Here is an 18,281-nt window from a genome sequence, read left to right as displayed (position 1 = left end):
GGAGATAGCGATCCTGTCGATACATGATAGAGTAACCCAAGGGAGTATATCCGATGCTTGCTTACTTTCCGTACATCATCGCCGGACTCGTTATCTGGGGGATCTTCGCGCTCATTCGTCATTCGCGCAGGCTGATGGCCGAACAAAAGCAGATGCTGATGGAGCTTGGCTTTTCCGAAACAACCACTCCAGACAGTGACCTGACAGCCAAGGTCAACCGGCTTCGTAATATCGGACGCGGCAATGTGCGTATTCTCAGGTGCTACTCGCGTCGTCAGGCGTATTACACTCTCTACTTTCTGCACGTCTGGACCGGTGGCCGCTCAGAAAATTCAACACAGTGGACTGCCGCGATCGTCTCGAAAGAGATCGATCTCCCGACCTTTGCCATCAGCCCTTCCCTTCCAATCAAAGGAAAGCTCGGCTCATGGTTGAATTCTGCGGTGACCTGGGCGGTGGAACGTCGCGGACTCAAAGCGGCTCCAATTCCCAAAGAATCAGGCTGCGCGGAGAGTCATTACTTTTTTGCGGAGAACCCGACCCTGGCGGCCCAATACTTCACGCTGCCGTTCTGGGAACGTTTGGCCGATGACAAAAATCGACTGATGATGGAAGGTACGGAGGATCTGCTGCTTTTCTGGTCGATGCCCGGGCAGGAGCGAGAAAGCCGACGGATCAACTGGGTCGGCAAACGGGAGGCGGTACGGTTGCGGATGGATATCGCTGACCGGATATTTGGATGGTTGCGCGAGTGCGGCAAACAGGCGCAGTCTACCGGGGCTCGCGATCTGTCATCACTGCTAAGCGGCGTCAGCGCGATCCAGGCAGAGCGCGAACGCTAGGCCGGACGCCGTACTCCAGGTAACACACGTGCAAATGAAAACGGACCCTGTGACTCGGGGTCCGTTTTGCATATAAGTCGGCGTGAAAACTAGAACCGTTTGGTATAGAAGTGACAGTACGGTTCCTTGCCGGTGTAGTTGTAGTAGTCCTGGTGGTATTTTTCAGCTTCCCAGAACTTGTCCGCCTGAGCGATCTGAGTGACTACTTTGTATCCCTTTTCTTTCAACTGACCGACCAATTTTTCGGCAATCAGCCTCTGCTGTTCAGATGTGAAGAAGACGGCCGAGCGATACTGGTCGCCCACATCCGGTCCCTGGCGATCGATCTGCGTCGGGTCATGTATCTCGAAGAAGTACTTCGCCAATGATTCATAGTCGGTCTTTGACGGATCATAGACGACCTCGACCGTTTCAGTATGACCGGTCGTTCCGGAGCAGACTTCGCGATAGGTCGGGTTCTCTTTCGTTCCACCCATATAGCCGGACACGGCGGAGATCACGCCCGGCTGTTGTTCGAGCAGATGCTCGGTTCCCCAGAAACATCCACCGGCAAAATAGGCGCGTTCGGTTTTCACTTCGGCCGGCATAGCTGATTCCGGTACGAAGTTCATCGAGATCGAGTTAACACAGTGACGCGTGTTTTTCTCGGTGAACTGCTCACCCTCGAAGACATGTCCGAGATGCGCGCCACATTTGGCACAGGTTATCTCGGTCCGCCGACCGTCAGCATCAAGAGTTCGCTTCACTGCGCCCGGGATGGCGTCGTCGAAGCTGGGCCATCCACAGCCAGCATCAAACTTGTCACCAGAGCGATAGAGTGCCGTTCCGCACCGCTTGCAGGTATAGGTTCCTTTGGCGGTATGCAGATAATACTCGCCGGTGAACGGCATTTCCGTTCCCTTATTTACGATGACCCGTTCTTCTTCGGGGGTCAACTTGTTGAATTCCATGCTTTTCTCCTTGGCCTGGTCCTGTGAGGTGACCGCTACTGAGGCGATCCCAATGCCGACCAGTGCAATAATGGCAACCCAGATCAGACGCAGATAGTGTGTTCGGTTCACGATGAAATTCCTCTCCGAGAGCCGGTCAGGATCTCCCGGTGATCGAGAGCTCTCGCGAATTATAACACGCGGCGGTTCCCGAAGTGCCGGAGTCGTTTCACCATGACAGAAAGATGACGATTCAGCGAACGCTCCGAGCGGTCGTCTGAATCAGATCCCAGGCAGACTCTACATCGTGTCGCGTGACGCCGCTCTGCCCGATTACCATGCGGAGAGTATATGCGCCGCGAAGTTTGGTATGAGTCATATACAGTTTGCCGGTTCCGTTCAGGTCCGCCAGCAGCTTCGCATTGAGTTGGTTCAGTTCTTCTGGGTTGTCGACAGTCCCGGGGTGATAGCGGAAACAGACCAGGCTGAGCGGATGCGGAGCGAGCAGCTCGAAATCAGGCGATTGCCTTATCTCGCCAGCGACCCATTGAGCGAGAGAGATATGCTGGCGAATCAGTTTCTGCAATCCCTCGACGCCAAATGACCGGATGACAAACCAGAGTTTGAGCGCCCGGAAGCGCCGCCCTAACGGTATCCCCCAGTCGCGATAGTTGTTCACCCGGTCCGCCTCTGCGGTCTTGAGATATTCGGGGAGGATCTCAAATGTCCGGATAAGTGCCTCTCGGTCGCGCACGAAATAGGCGGAGCAGTCAAAATTGGTCAACATCCATTTGTGCGGATTGAACACAAAACTGTCGGCCAGTTCAAGACCTTCGCTCATCCAGCGCATTTCGGGAAGCAGCAGAGCGGTTCCGGCATAGGCGGCATCGACGTGCAGCCAGATGCCGTGCTGAACGCAGATATCGCCGATCTGCTTGAGCGGATCGATCGCCGTCGAGCCGGTTGTACCGATGGTCGCTATAACGCAGAGCGGAGTGAAGCCGGCGGCTTTATCCTGAAGGATCGCCTTCTCCAATTCCGAAGGGATCATGGCAAAGCGGTCATCGACCGCGATCTGCCTCAGGTTCGCGCGGCCGAATCCGGCGATCTTGACTCCCTTTTCAATCGAGGAGTGAGTTTCTGTCGAGCAATAGAGGCTAAACTTGTGGCCAGAGAAACCACATTCGTTGATCCGAAAATCAGTCTTGCGTTCGCGGGCAGTCAGGATAGCACAAAGAGAGGCCGTAGAGGCGGTGTCCTGAATCACGCCGGTGAATCCACCGGGCAGAGCGAGCATCTGGCCGAGCCACTGCATCATCCGCTCTTCCAGCTCTGCGGCGGCGGGCGAAGTTTGCCAGATCATGCATTGCGCCCCGAGCGTGGCGGTCAACATCTCGGCAAGCACGGATGGTGCGCTGGAATTGGCCGGGAAATAGGCAAAAAACGAAGGGTGTTGCCAATGAGTCATGCCCGGCATGATCTTCTGCTGGAAATCCGAAAAGATCTTGTCGAATGGTTCCGAAGTTATCGGCGGTGCTGTGGGAATCTCATTGATGATCTCGCCCGGTGCAACGGTAGAACGGACCGGCAGGTCACGAAGATTATCCAGATAGTCGGCCATCCAGTCGACCAGACGATGTCCCTCTTTGCGAAATTCGTGCGAATTCATGGCAACTCCTCTTCAAGGTCGAAAGATAGAATACGTGACCGAAGAGTGCCAGAGCTTTACGCGCGAAGGGCGGCAGAAACTATCTCACCTGGACCGTGAGTAATTGATCTGCCACTGCATTGCCCAGATCTTTCCGGAGTCGGTCGAGGACTGCCAGTCCCAGACAAAACTCTCTCGGGTGATATCGCGAAAGACCATGCGCTGAAGGATCTCCTTGCCGTCCTTGCGGGTGACGGAGCGAGAGAGGATCATGCGGTCCCTTTCCCAGCCGCCGGTGAAGGTCATGTAGGCTCCGGTGTTGTCGACCCAGGTCTGTCGCCAGGTCTTGGCTTGCGGGTCATAGACTGAAACGGAATGCCCGATCAGGCTGTTGGGAGCCAGATCACGGAACTGCTCCTGTATCACACAATTTCCCAGCGGCTTGGTGATGCTGTTGTGGCCGCGTCCTGAGTCCGCCCAGGTAAGGTCCCATTCCCCGATCCAGAAATCAAACTGAGCGGCCTCGGAAGAGGCACACGGCGGCGGGGTCGAATCCGTTGGTTGTTGTGCGGCGACCGAGGCGGTCAGCCACAGCCCAAGAATAAAAGCTCGTAACATGCTCTTCCCCTTTCGGATGGCAGTATCAGGGTATGGACGAATCGGGTCAATAATCAGTGCAAGCAAATCCGCTTGCTCTAACCAGAGGATACTATTTATTGAGACAATTAGCATGGACTAATTTAGTCCTCGACACAGGAGCGTTTTGGATTGTCACGACCGCTTTCTCTACTGACCGTACTGGCACATCCTGATGACGAATCTCTGGGTATGGGAGGGACACTGGCCCGCTACCGAGCCGACGGTATCGCCACCTATCTTGTCTGCGCCACCCGCGGCGAACGCGGTAGATATTTTGATCAGGCGGAGAAACCGCCGATCGAAGTGATCGCGAAAACACGCGAACAGGAACTGCTCGCGGCGGCGAAAGAGCTGGGGATTCGCGAAGTCAGTTTTCTTGACTATCTCGACAAAGACCTGGATCAGGCGGACCCGCACGAAGCGATCTCAAAAATCGCCGCACATATTCGGCGGATCAAACCGGATGTGGTGACCACTTTCGGTCCGGATGGCGCATATGGGCATCCGGATCATATTGCGATCTCGCAGTTCACTGTCGCGGCCTGTGTGGCGGCGGCGGATGCATCATTCAAAGCAGCGGCTGGAATTGACCTGCCCGCGGAACCACATCAAGTGTCCAAGCTGTATTACATGGTCTGGACTCCGGGGAAATCAGCGGCTTACATGAGCGCGTTTCGTGAATTGAAGATACTGGTAGACGGCGTAGAGCGTTCTTCGTCCCCATGGCCGGTCTGGCAGATCACTACCGTGATCAATACGGAAAAGCACTGGCCGACCGTCTGGAAAGCGATCTCACACCATCAGACGCAGTTGACCATCTACACCAAACTGCAATCGCTGGGTGAAGAAGACCACCGCCAACTCTGGGGATCGCAGGAGTTTTATCGGGTGTATAGTCTGGTGAATGGCGGCCGGACGCAGGAAACAGATCTTTTTGCAGGGCTGAGATAACCAGAGTCGAGAATCAGGTAAGGAGTCATCAGCATGGCAGTTCGGACCAACGAATCAACTTCGCGGCAAGCCGCAGTACAGATGAGCAGCGAACAGTTTCGCGAACTGGGACACCGCCTTGTCGATCAGATCGCGCAAATGTTGGAGACTCTCCCGAGCCGACCTGTGACGCCATCGCCGGAACCATCGGAGATCCGTCGCTTGATCTCCTCTCCCCGTCCATTGCCGATAGAGGGTGCCGATCCAAAACAGATCCTCGATCAGGCCGTTTCGGTGCTGATGAACAACTCCCTCTACAACGGACATCCCCACTTCTGGGGATACGTTACAGCCGGTCCGGCACCGATGGGCATACTGGCCGATTTCCTGGCCTCGGCAGTCAATCCGAACTGCGGTGGATGGACATTGTCGCCGGCGGCATCGGAGATCGAAGCACAATCGATCCAGTGGATGGCCGAGTTGATCGGTTACCCATCGGATTGTGGCGGCGTTCTGGTGAGCGGCGGCAATATGGCAAACTTCGTCGGTTTCCTATGCGCCCGCGTCGCCAAGGCGGATTGGGATATCAGAGCCAAAGGACTATCCACTCCAACCTCTCATAAGATGATCGCCTACTGCTCTGCGGAGACCCATACCTGGGTGCAGAAGGCGGCCGATCTGTTTGGAATCGGAACCGACTCAATTCGATGGATTCAGACCGACAAAGAATTGCGGATGGATACGACGGCGTTGCGGACCCAGATAGAAAGTGATCTTTCATTCGGGCTCAAGCCATTCCTGGTAGTTGGCAATGCCGGGACAGTCAGCACCGGCGCAGTTGACCCAATGTATGAGATCGCGGAGATCTGTCGTAAGTATGATCTCTGGTTCCATGTCGATGGCGCATACGGTGGTTTTGCGGCCAATGCGAAAAGCGCTCCCTCAGATCTGAAAGGACTGCGCGAGGCGGACTCGGTGGCGGTTGATCCGCACAAATGGCTCTATATGCCGCTCGAGGCAGGCTGCGCGCTGGTCCGTCGACCGGAAACGATGATCAACGCCTTTTCGTATCATCCGCCATATTACCACTTCGATCCCGAGCGGGTCAATTATGTCGATTTTGGCATGCAAAACTCGCGCGGCTTCCGAGCGCTTAAGATCTGGCTGACATTACAGCAAGTGGGAAGAGCCGGATATCTGCAGATGATCGAGGATGATATTCAACTCTCCGCGGAGATGTTCCGGGCCGCACAGCAGCAGCCGGAGCTTGAAGCAAAAACGCAGGGGTTGAGCATCGCCACCTTCCGCTTCGTGCCGGCGGATCTTCGGGAGAGAGCAGATCAACCGGACACGCTGGAGTATCTCAACAATCTGAATGAGCAGATCATGATAGCGATTGAGAAGTCCGGGGAGGCATTTGTGTCGCCAGCGATGTTGAGTGGCGTGTTTGTGCTGCGTGCTTGCATCGTGAATTTCCGGACGACTGTTGAGGATGTGCGAGCATTTCCGGAGCTGGTCTGCCGGTTGGGCCGGGAAACAGACAGGGCGTTGCGTCCGCGCTAATGTTGCCTGGTTGGACCAAATTTCTCGTTTATTGGACAATTGAGTATAGATTTACGCACTCCTGCTTAACTCCGATCGCGTAAATTTCGGCCATTTATCCCAGAAACCAGTTGATTCCTTTACTGTTCGGGAACATTCTATCTAAAGTCATTGTAAAAGAACGGCTATCACAAATATTCAAATAAGGAACCTTGCCGTCCGAAGTTGATATCGAGTCGATAACAGAACTATTCACCCTCGAACAGAGAGGAAATTAGTTTGATATTACGAGCACTCTGTATCAACACTGTTTGGATCGGCCTTCTGCTGGCCTCTTCTACTTCCTCAATCTTTGGCAAACCGAAATCCGCGCCTGCCACGTTGCAGGAGATCGGCGCCGACTGGAGCGATTCCAATCAAGTAGCCGGCAAGGTTGTCTATCTCGATTTCTTCGCCTCATGGTGTACCCCCTGTGCACTTTCGTTCCCTTTCATGAAAGAGCTGAGTCGGACTTATGCCGATAGCGGCCTTCAGATCATCGCGATCGATCTGGATAAGGACTCATCAGAGGCTACGATTTTTCTCGAGCGGATGCGCCCTCCCTTCAAGATCGTGATGGATCCGGAAGGGAATCTGGCCAAGCGCTACGATCTCAAGGCGGTTCCATCTTCCTTCATTTATGGGCGAGATGGGACTTTGCGCGAACTGCACCAGGGGTTCGTTTCTGCCGATACCACTAAAATACGCGCCGAGATAGTGGCGCTGCTCAAAGAACCGAGGAAGCCATAATGAAAAAGCAAACCGCCTTGTTGTTGACACTGCTGGTGTTCGCCATGTTGGTGATCAATAGCTGTGCGCCGGTGGGGGTCAAACCATGGGAGCGGGATATCATGGCGAAACCCTCGATGCAGTTGGATAACGAAGCTGTGGATCGCGGCCTGGATGACCATATCTATTTCAGCAAGGAAGCCTCCAGTGGCGGTCGCGGTTTCGGAGGGGGCGGATGCGGATGCAACTGACCAAGCCGCGTTCCATAGCCAAAGCGGCCGCGGCGATCACCACTGTCTTGCTGGGCGGAAATTTGGTCGCTTCGAATACCACCGGGAAAGTGGAATCCTCGCTTCTTCTCTACAGCGAGACCAGTCGCGTGAAAGCTGCTGAGGGAGTCCTGGCCGGAACTCTCTTCCTTAAAGGTGACCGGGTGGTCTCTGCCAAATTGACCTTTGATGGCTTGACCGGTGCCTCGCCGAATGGCGCGACTCCCTCAAGTCAGATCCAGACATTCACTCGTCCATCGGGCAACGGAAGCTACACGATTCGTCCCGGCGAAACGCCGCTCGATGATACCTTCAAAGACACCCGCTTTGCATTCGACCTCGGCCTGACTCAGCCGCTGGGTCGCCTGACATCGCTCAATATCGGCGGGCATTTCTCCAGCGAACATGATTACAGTTCTTTCGGTCTGAATGCCGGACTGAGCCGCGAGTTTTTCGACAAAAACACAACTGTCGGGATATCGGGGAGTTTCGCCCATGAACTGGTGCGAACAGTTGGAGGAACACACGTGCCGTTGTCCTCCATGCCATTGGCTGTCGATGACGGTGGTGGTGGCGAAGAGGATGACGATGACGGCCCGGAGGGGAAAGAAAAGAAAGATGTTTTCGATCTCCTGGTCGGTGTGACTCAGGTGCTCAACCGGCAGACGATCTTTCGCGCCAACTACTCGTATGGAAGTGTGACCGGCTACCTGAATGATCCATACAAGTTGCTCTCAGTGGTAGAGCCAGCGACCGGCGCCAATCCCGGCGAACCTGTCGACTACCTGTATGAAGGGAGACCGGACAGCCGCACCAAGCAATCTGTATATGGACAGGTGCGACGGTACCTCGGCGGTCATACGGTCGATCTCTCTTATCGCCATTTCTGGGATGACTGGGGGATCACGTCGAATACGGTCGAACTTTTCTATCGGTGGCAATTCAAGGGGGATAAAGCGCTCGTCCCGCATTTCCGTTGGTATCATCAAACCGAGGCCGACTTCTATCGCGCGTTTCTGTTGCAGGGGGATCCTCTCCCCGGTTTTGCATCGGCTGACTATCGTTTGGCGAGCTTCAATGCCTATACGATGGGATTGCAGTACTCATTTCCGCTTCATCAGGGGAATAAGATCAGTATCGGAGGAGAGTACTACATGCAACGGGGAGACGCATCACCGCCCGGTCTTTTCGGATCGCTGCGCGATGCCAAGCTCTTCCCGGATATGGATGCCCTGATGTTCCGGATAGGGTTCGAGCATGCTCTCTAAGGAGTTGGTCCTGCGCAGATCCGAGAATTGCTGGAAGGCGGAATTTTCCGCCATGGCCAGTCCGTGCGAACTGCTGATAGACACCGATACCGAAAGTGAAGCCAGATTTCTGGCTTCACTTGCCCTTTCTGAAACCCTTCGAATCGAATCCAAATTCAGCCGCTACCGGGATGACAATATCATCCATGCGATCAATCACTCTAACGGTCAGCCCGTGGAGCTCGATGACGAGACCTCCCGCATGCTGGCATATGCGAATTCCTGTTTTCAACTGAGTGATGGCCTCTTTGATATCACCTCGGGGGTACTGCGAAAAGCCTGGAAATTTGATGGGCAGCCGATTCATCCGGACAAAGAGTTGATCCGCAGTCTGCTCGCCGTTGTTGGTTGGTCCAAGGTGGCGCTGACCGACAGAAGCATCACACTCCTCCCCGGCATGCAGATCGATCTGGGGGGGATCGGCAAAGAGTATGCAGTTGATCGTGCGGCCAATCTGCTCCATGAAAAATCCGGCAGGTCAGTCATGGTCAATTTCGGCGGAGATATTCGGGCAATCGTCTCCGATAGTGGGCGTGAGCCATGGACAGTCGGGATCGAAAAGCCGGAAAATGAAGAAAAGGTAGCCGGGGTGATCGAACTGCGAAATGGTGCGATTGCGACAAGTGGAGATTCGCGAAGATTCTGCCTCTACAAAGGAAAGCGTCTGGGCCACATTCTCGACCCGCGGACCGGCTGGCCGGTGAAACATGCGCCGCGAAGTGTAACCGTTATCGCCGGTCAGTGTACCGAATCGGGCCTGCTCGCGACGCTCGCCATGCTGCATGGCGCCAAAGCGGAAGAGTTCCTGCAGGCGCAGGAAGTGACCTTTCACTGTATTCGGTAGCGCTACTTCTTTCGGATCAGTAGTTCTCCCTGGAACAAGCCCACCACCGCAGAATCAGACGCGGCCTGACCATTCACCTCGAGCACTATCAGCAACGCCTCCATTTGAGCGTTCTCAGCTCTCAGATGAAGTTCTGATTTTGTGGTGTCGTTTTCCATGTATTTAGCTGCAGCGGCAATCATCTCTTGAGTGAGATCGAATTTGAGCGCTTCTGTCTCAGAAGAATCTGCAATCCATTGAATAGCCAGTTCTGCCGTCCGTTGCTGGAATGTCAAACTGAGCGAGTCGGCTCCCAATTGGCGGGTTACGGCTATCTCCATCCTGTCGGAATATCCGAAATCGAGTGGGATCAGATACTGATAGGATGAAACATCGACTGCCAGATGTTGATCGTAGTTCCGGTTGAACCATTTCCCCTGCCAATTTTGATCCCAGTATCCAAGAAATTGCCCGGCATATTCAAAGCCGAGTAGTCTGGCGAGATCATCATTCGGGGTACGGTCGGTTTCAGAGATAGTGGCGAGAATCGAGTCCGCAAACCAGAATCCAAACGGCTCGCGTCCGTGCCAGCTCACCAGATAATCGATCGTGGAACTCATCGACTTCCGTTCTTCCAGGTCGACCTCAATTAACACGGCGGTTGTGTCGCCACTCGGTACGATGTCGTGGGAGCGTAGTTTGCTGTCCAGGCGGGAGATCTGGCTTGATTCTGCGACAGAGAATGCGCTCTGCGGTCCATAGGCCGAGGGTAAAGCCACTGCACAAACCACGATCGGAATCAGGCGAATGTCTTTTTTCCGGCTCAAGACGTTATAGAGCACCACCACCGCCAGGCCGCAGGCCATGGCGATAACGAGATAGCGATTGACCGTCACACCATATTCGCCGATCCGCTCGAAGATCGCGAGGAAAAGCATGACAAGCAGTGGGACGAGCAATCGGAAGAACCACTTACTGAAAGTGCTGATCCATTTGCTCTCGGCCTTTTCGCGCAACGGCCAGAGAAGCAACAGGGCAAGTATGCTGACCACCGAATACCAGAGCACCAGTTGCGAAACCCAGCCGCGCGGCCAGCTCCACTGGAGAACGATCTTCAAACCGTACGCATAGAGGATCACCAGGTAAAGCCCGACCAGGGGAAGCAGAATGTATTGAGTGAAAATGCGGAGTCCGCGTGGATATTCGGTCGGCTTGTCAAGTGCATTGAGATCCTCCGGTATACCGGAGATGAAAAGCCAGGTGGTGAAGAAACCGGCGCAGATCGACCAGAGCTGCATATAGATGTCATCATCGAAGTCAAAATCAAACAGCGTCTTGAGTGCCCAGAGTGCGATAGCCAAGCCGCCGAACATCACTGCCGAAAAAAGTCCGGAAGTAAGGAAGCGAAGGAACAGCGCTTTGTTGTATTGCCAGAACCCCTGTGTCTGATCTCCACCCAAAAACGGCAGGAAGGCCGCCAGGCAGTGGAAAGCGACGGCAAGCAGAATGATCCGGACCCAGTGAATATTGGGATAAGTAATATCCGTGGGTGTCGTGAGGAAGACGATCGCCAGCAGAAGGATCCCGATAGCCTGAGTGCCGTAGTTTGCCAGACGACTGAGTTGTCGCTTTTCGGCGAATGCGGCCAAGGCAGTAAACAGGGGGAGGCCGAGCGCTGAGAAAGCCGCCCACTTCTGAAGCAACGGGTTAGTGGGGAATGCATCGCGCTCGATCAACAACACAAGAAAGCACGACGCCAGCACGCCTGACAAGAAAGTCAGCGGGAATCGGGTCAAGCCGCGAACCGCATTGCGTGCCAGGAACTCATATGAAGGAAATCGTGTGAACCAAGACATACAGTCACCTCTGGTTTCTACAGCCGCCAAAATCTCGTATCCGACCCGTTGATCGGCCAAGATAAAAACGCGCGACTCCCTTTATACCGACCAGCCGGTGCCCGGAGAGCTACTTATCTCACGAGGGAGTTACTTCAACAGCTCCTGGATTGACTGTGCCCCGATCCCTTCGGAATTGCCAGTCACCAGTCGACGGTGGTAGTCTATCTGGCCGAGATGGTAGCTGAAATGCGTCGTCAGGTGCACGAGAAACAGCCCGGTGACCAGTCGGGTCTTGCCGACCTCTATCGGGTAGATCGCGTTGAGTGTCTCTTCGGAAAGATCGGCAAGGGTTCTTTCGATCTCAGTGATAGCGGTGACAATATCACGCTGGATCTCTGCCCGTGCGACCGGCGTGCCGGAGAATTCAAACTCGCGGTTCCGTACATAGCCGGAGTTTCCCAGGATTGCGCCAATGAAGTGGCGCGTATTACCGAGCAAATGGAGCGCAAGACTCCCGGCAGGGTTTTTGACCCCGGCTGGATGCGCCCAGATCAGCGCTTCATCGGGGTAGCCATCAAGCTCGCGTGACAGTGTATTGAGTTCGCGCTTGAGGATAGCGTTAATATGCGAAGTACTAGTCAAGAGTGTCTCTCCTTCTTTCACAACTGATCTTTCGCCTGAAAGACCCAACCTGGCGCTGAATCGACGGCTTGCCGCATGATCAGATTCATCTGGGCCGCATGATGCTGGCAGTGGCGCATATTATAAAGGAATTTTTCGGCAACCGTGATATGGGTGTTGGCGAAATGATATGATTGAGTACTCGCTTCTTCTGTCAGCCGGTGAAGCGCTTGTTTGGCATTAGCCCTGGCATGGGCCAAAAACGCGAGCAGCTCTTGTTTTGAATAAACGCGCGGCGGAAGCAGACCGGCCGGATCAAGTTCTTCCAGGCCGAATGGTTCCGGCGGATAGTATCCCTCGCTTGAATCTTCCATATAGAAATCGAGCCAGAAAATGGTGTGAAATGCCAGATACCAGTACTGGGGTTCGCGCGATTGGTCGGACCAGAGTGCATCGGGACAGAGTTCTATACTCCTCTTGATCGAGTCAATCGATGCTCCAAATTGGAGCCAGATAAGGTTTTTCCACTTTTCATGCATGAAATACCATTCTCCCTATCCTCGCCCCAATGCAAAATAGCGGACAGTCGAATCAGAGAATATCACAATTTGAGTTCGTTGATCACCCTTTGAATCCGGTGCGCGTGTGGCTCCCATCGCAAAACGGCTTCTTGCCGGACTGCCCACAGCGACAGAAAGCCGTGGTCCGATCCCTGACCTCTTCCTGACCGTTGGCGTGTCGAAGTGTAACGCTCCCGGTCAAGATCAGCGGGCCATTCTCTGTCACTTCTACAGTGGTGGCCGGTTTTGCGGATTCAGCCGGCGGTGTTGCTGAGTCACGTTGATACGATAGGGCACCGGAAGGACATTTGTCGACCTGCGCGATGATCTGGTCGGAGGTAGCTCCATCAATCTTTACCCAGGGGCGTTCCTTGGGATTAAAGACAGAGCCGAGGCCCTTCCAGCAGAGTGTGGAGTGTATGCAGAGATCCGGCTTCCAGATGACCGTTATCTCACCATTCGAATACTTTTTGGTCAATTTGTCTCGCATCAGGAGATACCTCGCTTACTTGACTAAGACATCCGCATACTCAGTATGCCGCTCGAACTCTACTTTGGCGAAGGGACAGAGCGGAACGATCTTCAGGCCATTTTGGCGTGCGTGTTCTACACCTGCCCGAACTAGTTTGGCACCGACTCCCTGCCCTTTCAAGATGGGGGATACCTCGGTATGGTCAATGATCATCAGAATCGAGGTTGACTGCACGTACGTCATTTCGGCGACCCGTGTGCCATCCTGTTCGATGAAAAAACTCCCCTTGGCGCCGTCGAAGTTTTGTTGAATCTCCATATTTCCTTTGCTCTGGACTGAGTGTCGTGTGCGGGCTCGTGACATTTACATAAACGGCCGGGAAACCGGGGGAGTTCCAGAGCGTGGAAAAACGAAAGCCGGCACCCTATCCGGCGCCGGCTTTCAGTCGAACAATATCCGAGTGTTACTTAAGCAAGCTCATCTTCTTGCTCTGCGTGACACCACCTGCCGTCAGGCGGTAGAAATAAATGCCCGAAGATAGATTCGTGGCATCAAACTGAACAGTGTGTGCGCCCGCGCCCATCGGGCCTTCCACCAGCGAAGCAACCTCCTGACCGATGACATTGTACACCTTCAGGGAGACATCCGACGGTGTCGGCAGGGAGAAGGAGATAGTGGTCGTCGGGTTGAACGGATTCGGGTAGTTCTGATCTAATGCGAACTCTGACGGAAGGCTGTTGTCGAGCTTGGCGACTGCAGTCTCGGTGGCACTGGCCGCGGGAAGTTCAAGTACGGTGCCATCAGCGAGAGCGGCGAAAAGCCCAAATGCAGAACCATCTCCATTGGCGGACGGATTCAAAAATCCTGAAGCAAAAACTACAGCCGCGCCTCCTGCAAGACCCCGAAGATCAGCAACAAAGGAAGCTACCACCGTTTTGTTGTCGCCGCCCGGAGTCACATCGAGGATGTACTTCCAGGCCGGGAGCAGACGACGTTCAGAGAAGGAACCATAGGAGAGATCGTTAAAGATCGGGATCCGGACTTTCCCGAGTTGCGGAACGACATCTACAGTCGGAGCATCGGAAGCACCATGGAAAGCTACCAGATTGACGAGATGCCCGTAAGGTGATTTCTCCGCGATCCCTTCCTGCGGATAGAGTGAGAAACCGATCGGAAGACCATCCGGGTTCTCGGCAAAGCCGTTCGGATCGAGGACACCGTTTGCCATAGCGACATACGTACGGCCGGGAGTAAGAGTGACAGTAAACGTGGCAAGCGCTTCCGAAGCATTCGCGCTGTTGGAACCAGCCACGCCTATCTCGAGCGGAGTTCCGGCCGGAACATCAACAAACGGAGTAGCTGTACGGAAGGCGAAATTGTCGAGGAGCAGACCGCCATTCACATAGACATCAACCATTTCAGCGGCCGGATCGGCGGCATTGTGGATCACCTGCAAACGAGCGGTAGTGACCTGCGGGAGTTCGATCACCGTGCCATTCGGCAGCGCGGCGAACAGACCAAACGCAGCACCCTCTTGATTAGCTGCAGGATTCAGAAAGCCTGAAGCAAACACTACTGCCGCACCACCGGCCAGTCCGGTTAAGTCGGCCTGATAGGCAGCTACAACCGTGTTTTCGTCACCGGCCGGAGTGATATTGATCTGGTACTGGCGGGGAGAAACATCTTTGTATCCGGAGAACTCACCGTAGGAAAGTCCACTCACCAGATTCCAGGAGTACTTGCCAGTAACACGAACATCCACGGCCGGGGCATCGGTCGCACCATGGAAAATATTGAGATCAACATTGCGGCGCCAGGTGGCCTTTTCGCGCATCTTGTCTTTGGCAAAAAGAGTAAAGCCAATGGACTTGTTTTCCGGGTTGGAGGCAAACGCATTGGGGTCAAGGACACCGTTGGCTATCGCGACATAGATCTTCCCCTTCTGCAGAGTGACGGGGATAGTGGCGAGAATATCCGCTGATGACGAGCTGGTGCCCGGCGCGACGCCGATATTCAACTGCACGCCGGCAGGGACATCAATAAACGGTGTCGCCGCGCGGAACGCGAAATCGTTGAGAAGGAGTTCGCCGTTGACATAGATGTCAACGACTGCCGCCGCCGGATCGGCTGCGTTATGAATCACCTGCAGGCGAGCAGTCTTTGCTCGGCTGGCGAAAGCAGAGGTGGCCAACAGGGCCAACGCCGTGACGAGAATTAGTAAGCGCTTCATTTTGTTTTGCTCCCAGTTCTTCTGAGTTCTTGTTTATGAGTAAGGGCCCCGGCATCGTCCAGCCGAGGCCCGAACACTTTGGTTAATTGTTGACGATGATCTCCGCACCCAGCGCCTGAGCACCAGCTCCGCCAACAAATCCTTTGGCGAAGACGGTGTAGATGTCACCGGCGGTGAGAACGACACCATTCAAGCTCAGCACCACGGCAGTGTTGGTGGCGGCATCACGAACCTGCAGGTTGTAAGTACCGGCATCGAGCGGGGTGAAGTCGGTCGACTGCTTGAACGCTTTGTTGCCGAACACGATGGTCCCATCGGTCAGCGTGATATTGACGGCTGGGGCGTTCGGGGAGAGGTGAACAAAGCGAACGTGCGCTTTGCCGGCGGCCGGCGTGGCGAGATTGTCTTCCAGAACGACAGTCGAGATCTTGCTGACGGAATCAACCGCAAAACGGTATAGTCGCCGTTCGCCGTGAGTGCCAGGTCCGCATTGATGACCGTTGTGCTGGTACCGGTCACATTGACCTTCACATTGCGTGTCCCGGCATTCACCGGCAGGTAGCCTGTGTTGGCGGGAAATGCCAGACCGGTCCCCGCAACGTTGTTGTCGACCAGCAGGTCAACCGCGGGGGCATTCGGGGATGCGTGAACCACCATTACATTGGCTTTGGGCTGCGATGCGACCGGGTTGTCATCATCACTACAGGAGGTGATCGCTAGCGGAAGCGCAGCGAGCATTGTCACGAGCATTGCTTTCTTAAACATCAGTTTACTCCTCTATTTGTTTTCGTTCTTGTCAGTTTTGGTCGGGTCGCGCCAGCAATAGGCGGCACGACCCGTTCGATCAGTTCTCAGTGATGTTATTCTTTTTCTTTGGGCAGGATCACCGTGTCAATGACGTGGATAACGCCGTTGGAAGCAGTGATGTCTGCCTTAACGACCTTTGCATAATCCACCATCACGCCGTCCTTGGTTGTGGTGATCTTCACACTCTGGCCATTGACCGTCTTCGCTTCGGTAAGCTTGACCACATCGGCGGCTTTGACTTCGCCGGCGACTACGTGATAGGTCAGAATAGCGGTCAGTTTCGCTTTGTCCTTAAGAAGGGCTTCAACCGTACCGGCTGGGAGCTTCTTGAACGCTTCGTCCGTCGGCGCAAAGACCGTGAACGGACCTTTCCCCTTGAGGGTCTCGACCAGGCCAGCGGCTTGCACTGCCGCAACTAGAGTCGTGAAATTGCCTGCCGTGACTGCGGTCTCGACAATATCCAACTGCTTGGCCGGCGCCTTCTTGTCAGCATCACTTGCCTGCGCGGTGACGACTACGCTCATCAGGGCAAACACGAACGCGCTAGCAAGCGCGATTGATTTCAAAGTTTTCATGGTTTCTCGTTCCTCTTCTTCTATTGTGTAGAGTTGTTTGACAATCCTAGGCCCGGGCGGCAGACATACCCCAGCGGCGCTGGATAGCTTTCCACTGAAGCATCTGATAGATGGCGCAGAGGCCAACCACCACATAGACCAGGCGGCTGAGCATGGTGGCATCACCAAGCAGGGTTGCGACCAGATCGAAATTCATGAATCCGACCAGACCCCAGTTCAGGCCGCCGATGACCAGTAGCAGGGCGACGATGGTGTCTATTGATTTCATTTTCTTCTCCTGTCTTAAGGGTTCGAGCGCTTCAGACGCTCGACCTGTTTGTTCATCATTTGTCTATCGTTTGCCTAATTAAACTGTTCAGAGGCGAAAGAAGTTCACGAAAAACGAAGATTTTTCATGGAATCGCATAATCCACTCTTATATAATAGGTTATATTAGCCGATGGCTAAGCCGCGTGGATTGGATTCGTCAGTATGTGGAACTTAAGGCTTGTCTAATGTCTTACAGGGTGTATATAATGTCTAACTTTTGATGATTGAAATATCGGACAATACAGTGATGGAACTAGCCAGAGAACCGGGATTGGGCATTCGGGCCGTGGCGAAGCGGCTCGGCATCAGCCAGCATTTGATAAGGGTGTGGGAGAAGAGATATCGGGCGGTCACACCCAATCGTACAGATACCAATCGTCGTCTTTATTCCGAGACGGAGATCGAGCATTTGCGCCTGCTGCATATGGCGGTGCAGGCCGGTCACAGGATCGGGGACATCGCGTCCATGTCCAATACCGAATTAGAGCGATTGATCGGATCCAAAACCGCAACTCTACCGGCTGTCGCGTCGGAGAATACGTCAGCGTACTTCGTGGAGCGCGCGCTCAAGGCTATCAAAAAGCTGGATGCCGAGGAGCTGGATGCTGTTCTCACCCTCGCGGAAGTTCAGCTCGGCCAGGCCGTTGTTCTGGACAAGGTGATTTTGCCGCTGATGGATCAAGTCGGTTCTCTTTGGAAAGAAGGGAATTTGCGAATCGCGCATGAGCATATGGCGACTGCCATGGTGAGTCAGCATGTGGGTGCGATGTTGCTCTCCCACCGATATCCGGCCAACGCGCCAGCCATCGTGATCTCCACTCCGGCGGGGCAGTTGCACGAACTGGGCGCGATGATTGCGGCGGTCCAGGCAGCGCTGGAAGGATGGCGACCGATATATCTGGGACCGAGTCTTCCGGCAGAGGAGATCGCCGGAACCGTGCAGCAGACCGGAGCGACAGCGATCGCATTGAGTGTGGTGTTTCCCGCGGATGACCCGCGTTTGCCGGGTGAGATGGCCAGACTTCGCCGCCTGATCGGCGACCAGTTGCCCATTATCATAGGGGGATCAGCGGCTCACGCGTATCAGTCTGCGTTGTTGGGTGCAGGAATCACACTGGTGGATGACATGCATGGCCTGCGTATACAGCTGGCCTTGCTCCGTTCAGCATGAC

Annotated in this window: 19 protein-coding genes and 1 pseudogene; 8 read left to right on the top strand and 12 right to left on the bottom strand. The window is 54.6% G+C overall.

Features of this window, described 5'->3' with window-relative positions; all coding sequences use genetic code 11:
• Positions 1–53 precede the first annotated feature (53 nt).
• Positions 54–842, top strand: a complete 789-nt coding sequence (locus IPH75_07930; protein MBK7141992.1) for a hypothetical protein — start codon at positions 54–56, stop codon at positions 840–842.
• Between the two features lie 89 nt (positions 843–931).
• On the opposite strand, the gene IPH75_07925 is transcribed toward IPH75_07930, so the two are convergent.
• From IPH75_07925 to IPH75_07915, 3 genes are all read right to left on the bottom strand, one after another.
• Positions 932–1,792, bottom strand: a complete 861-nt coding sequence (locus IPH75_07925; protein MBK7141991.1) for a bifunctional methionine sulfoxide reductase B/A protein — start codon at positions 1,790–1,792, stop codon at positions 932–934.
• A 232-nt stretch (positions 1,793–2,024) separates the two neighbouring features.
• Complete coding sequence (locus tag IPH75_07920) at positions 2,025–3,440, bottom strand: aspartate aminotransferase family protein (protein MBK7141990.1); 1,416 nt, start codon at positions 3,438–3,440, stop codon at positions 2,025–2,027.
• A gap of 84 nt (positions 3,441–3,524) precedes the next feature.
• Positions 3,525–4,037 (bottom strand): hypothetical protein, encoded by a 513-nt coding sequence (locus IPH75_07915; GenBank protein ID MBK7141989.1) that lies wholly within the window; start codon positions 4,035–4,037, stop codon positions 3,525–3,527.
• Between the two features lie 150 nt (positions 4,038–4,187).
• Between IPH75_07915 and IPH75_07910 the strand changes: the two genes are divergently transcribed.
• From IPH75_07910 to IPH75_07885, 6 genes are all read left to right on the top strand, one after another.
• Positions 4,188–5,009 (top strand): PIG-L family deacetylase, encoded by an 822-nt coding sequence (locus IPH75_07910; GenBank protein MBK7141988.1) that lies wholly within the window; start codon positions 4,188–4,190, stop codon positions 5,007–5,009.
• Between the two features lie 33 nt (positions 5,010–5,042).
• Positions 5,043–6,551 carry an aspartate aminotransferase family protein gene (locus IPH75_07905; protein MBK7141987.1) on the top strand — a complete coding sequence of 503 codons (1,509 nt, stop codon included), beginning with the start codon at positions 5,043–5,045 and terminating at the stop codon, positions 6,549–6,551.
• A gap of 258 nt (positions 6,552–6,809) precedes the next feature.
• Positions 6,810–7,319 (top strand): TlpA family protein disulfide reductase, encoded by a 510-nt coding sequence (locus tag IPH75_07900; GenBank protein ID MBK7141986.1) that lies wholly within the window; start codon positions 6,810–6,812, stop codon positions 7,317–7,319.
• The gene (locus IPH75_07895) at positions 7,319–7,549 is read left to right on the top strand and encodes a DUF4266 domain-containing protein (protein ID MBK7141985.1); all 231 of its coding nucleotides are present in this window, start codon (positions 7,319–7,321) and stop codon (positions 7,547–7,549) included. The genes IPH75_07900 and IPH75_07895 overlap by 1 nt, the downstream gene beginning before the upstream one ends.
• Positions 7,534–8,835, top strand: a complete 1,302-nt coding sequence (locus IPH75_07890) for a DUF3570 domain-containing protein (GenBank protein ID MBK7141984.1) — start codon at positions 7,534–7,536, stop codon at positions 8,833–8,835. Before IPH75_07895 ends, IPH75_07890 begins: the two co-directional genes overlap by 16 nt.
• On the top strand, positions 8,825–9,718 hold the full coding sequence (locus IPH75_07885) for an FAD:protein FMN transferase (GenBank protein ID MBK7141983.1): 894 nt from the start codon (positions 8,825–8,827) through the stop codon (positions 9,716–9,718). Before IPH75_07890 ends, IPH75_07885 begins: the two co-directional genes overlap by 11 nt.
• A 2-nt stretch (positions 9,719–9,720) precedes the next feature.
• On the opposite strand, the gene IPH75_07880 is transcribed toward IPH75_07885, so the two are convergent.
• From IPH75_07880 to IPH75_07840, 9 genes and pseudogenes are all read right to left on the bottom strand, one after another.
• Positions 9,721–11,553, bottom strand: a complete 1,833-nt coding sequence (locus IPH75_07880; GenBank protein ID MBK7141982.1) for a DUF4153 domain-containing protein — start codon at positions 11,551–11,553, stop codon at positions 9,721–9,723.
• 129 nt (positions 11,554–11,682) lie between these two features.
• Positions 11,683–12,159 carry a DinB family protein gene (locus tag IPH75_07875; protein MBK7141981.1) on the bottom strand — a complete coding sequence of 159 codons (477 nt, stop codon included), beginning with the start codon at positions 12,157–12,159 and terminating at the stop codon, positions 11,683–11,685.
• Between the two features lie 35 nt (positions 12,160–12,194).
• Entirely contained in the window at positions 12,195–12,695 is a 501-nt protein-coding gene (locus IPH75_07870) for a DinB family protein (GenBank protein MBK7141980.1), read from the bottom strand.
• Between the two features lie 82 nt (positions 12,696–12,777).
• Positions 12,778–13,206 carry a (4Fe-4S)-binding protein gene (locus tag IPH75_07865; protein MBK7141979.1) on the bottom strand — a complete coding sequence of 143 codons (429 nt, stop codon included), beginning with the start codon at positions 13,204–13,206 and terminating at the stop codon, positions 12,778–12,780.
• A gap of 15 nt (positions 13,207–13,221) precedes the next feature.
• Positions 13,222–13,506 (bottom strand): N-acetyltransferase, encoded by a 285-nt coding sequence (locus IPH75_07860; GenBank protein MBK7141978.1) that lies wholly within the window; start codon positions 13,504–13,506, stop codon positions 13,222–13,224.
• A 145-nt stretch (positions 13,507–13,651) separates the two neighbouring features.
• Positions 13,652–15,418 (bottom strand): DUF4397 domain-containing protein, encoded by a 1,767-nt coding sequence (locus tag IPH75_07855; GenBank protein ID MBK7141977.1) that lies wholly within the window; start codon positions 15,416–15,418, stop codon positions 13,652–13,654.
• Positions 15,419–15,500: 82 nt separating this feature from the next.
• Positions 15,501–16,183: pseudogene (locus IPH75_07850) on the bottom strand (DUF4397 domain-containing protein).
• Positions 16,184–16,278: 95 nt separating this feature from the next.
• The gene (locus tag IPH75_07845) at positions 16,279–16,800 is read right to left on the bottom strand and encodes a fasciclin domain-containing protein (GenBank protein MBK7141976.1); all 522 of its coding nucleotides are present in this window, start codon (positions 16,798–16,800) and stop codon (positions 16,279–16,281) included.
• 46 nt (positions 16,801–16,846) lie between these two features.
• Positions 16,847–17,068 (bottom strand): DUF378 domain-containing protein, encoded by a 222-nt coding sequence (locus IPH75_07840; GenBank protein MBK7141975.1) that lies wholly within the window; start codon positions 17,066–17,068, stop codon positions 16,847–16,849.
• 261 nt (positions 17,069–17,329) lie between these two features.
• On the opposite strand from IPH75_07840, the gene IPH75_07835 reads away from it, so the two are divergent.
• Positions 17,330–18,280, top strand: a complete 951-nt coding sequence (locus IPH75_07835; GenBank protein ID MBK7141974.1) for a MerR family transcriptional regulator — start codon at positions 17,330–17,332, stop codon at positions 18,278–18,280.
• Position 18,281 lies beyond the last annotated feature (1 nt).

This window comes from bacterium (genome assembly GCA_016708025.1).
In the GTDB taxonomy this organism is placed as follows: domain Bacteria; phylum Zixibacteria; class MSB-5A5; order GN15; family FEB-12; genus FEB-12.
This window is presented reverse-complemented; position numbering and strand designations above follow the sequence as displayed.

Coding starts and splice junctions, on each gene's coding strand:
- IPH75_07880 (MBK7141982.1), bottom strand. CDS start 11,553: ATGTCTTGGTTCACACGATTTCCTTCATATGAGTTCCTGGCACGCAAT.
- IPH75_07870 (MBK7141980.1), bottom strand. CDS start 12,695: ATGCATGAAAAGTGGAAAAACCTTATCTGGCTCCAATTTGGAGCATCG.
- IPH75_07855 (MBK7141977.1), bottom strand. CDS start 15,418: ATGAAGCGCTTACTAATTCTCGTCACGGCGTTGGCCCTGTTGGCCACC.
- IPH75_07840 (MBK7141975.1), bottom strand. CDS start 17,068: ATGAAATCAATAGACACCATCGTCGCCCTGCTACTGGTCATCGGCGGC.
- IPH75_07845 (MBK7141976.1), bottom strand. CDS start 16,800: ATGAAAACTTTGAAATCAATCGCGCTTGCTAGCGCGTTCGTGTTTGCC.
- IPH75_07890 (MBK7141984.1), top strand. CDS start 7,534: ATGCGGATGCAACTGACCAAGCCGCGTTCCATAGCCAAAGCGGCCGCG.
- IPH75_07835 (MBK7141974.1), top strand. CDS start 17,330: ATGATTGAAATATCGGACAATACAGTGATGGAACTAGCCAGAGAACCG.
- IPH75_07915 (MBK7141989.1), bottom strand. CDS start 4,037: ATGTTACGAGCTTTTATTCTTGGGCTGTGGCTGACCGCCTCGGTCGCC.
- IPH75_07920 (MBK7141990.1), bottom strand. CDS start 3,440: ATGAATTCGCACGAATTTCGCAAAGAGGGACATCGTCTGGTCGACTGG.
- IPH75_07860 (MBK7141978.1), bottom strand. CDS start 13,506: ATGGAGATTCAACAAAACTTCGACGGCGCCAAGGGGAGTTTTTTCATC.
- IPH75_07885 (MBK7141983.1), top strand. CDS start 8,825: ATGCTCTCTAAGGAGTTGGTCCTGCGCAGATCCGAGAATTGCTGGAAG.
- IPH75_07865 (MBK7141979.1), bottom strand. CDS start 13,206: ATGCGAGACAAATTGACCAAAAAGTATTCGAATGGTGAGATAACGGTC.
- IPH75_07895 (MBK7141985.1), top strand. CDS start 7,319: ATGAAAAAGCAAACCGCCTTGTTGTTGACACTGCTGGTGTTCGCCATG.
- IPH75_07930 (MBK7141992.1), top strand. CDS start 54: ATGCTTGCTTACTTTCCGTACATCATCGCCGGACTCGTTATCTGGGGG.
- IPH75_07905 (MBK7141987.1), top strand. CDS start 5,043: ATGGCAGTTCGGACCAACGAATCAACTTCGCGGCAAGCCGCAGTACAG.
- IPH75_07925 (MBK7141991.1), bottom strand. CDS start 1,792: ATGGAATTCAACAAGTTGACCCCCGAAGAAGAACGGGTCATCGTAAAT.